This is a genomic window from Psychrobacter sp. 1Y4, from assembly GCF_051847555.1.
Genome location: NZ_JBPYDE010000864.1, coordinates 1 through 588 on the forward strand (window position 1 = coordinate 1; position 588 = coordinate 588).

A 588-nucleotide genomic window follows, 5' to 3' on the forward strand; every position below is an offset into this window, starting at 1 on the left:
CTAAAACCTGTGAGCGACACTTTAAAATCTGAAGCACAAATTGTGGCAGATATAGCGGTTCATGTGCTCGGCTCTGAATCATCCATTCCTTGGCTTGCAATGAGCGAAGATTTTAACCTTATTCGAGACTATATCGCCCAAGCTATTAACGGTTTTGAAGACTTTAATCAGCGTATTCGCACCTCTGAGCGTGGCTTTCATTTGTATCATGCGGCGCGTCACCGCGTATGGAATACTGAGAGCGGCAAAGCGCAGTTTGAAGTACCGCAGTACCCCATTACGTACGTTGCAGCCCAAATGGAAGATGCGCAAAGCATTGATGACGATGAGAATACAACGCAAAAAGTAACGCAAAAGGTTTGGCAATTGACCAGCGTCCGTAGCCACGATCAATTCAATACCATGATATTTGGGTTTAAAGACCGCTATCGCCAAACCAATCGCCGCGATGTGTTGTTTATGCATCCAGATGAAATTAGCCGCTTAGGTTGGCAAAAAGGTGATAACGTTATGGTGACTCGCCAACGTGTTAAAGATAGTTCAGAACAACCACGCATACTAGGTCCACTGATATTGACGGAAATGGAT

The 588-nt window shown here is 44.9% G+C and carries 1 pseudogene; it reads left to right on the plus strand.

From position 1 onward, the window contains the following. Window positions 1–588, plus strand: a pseudogene (locus tag ACS8FC_RS19295) (FdhF/YdeP family oxidoreductase); the annotation flags it as partial.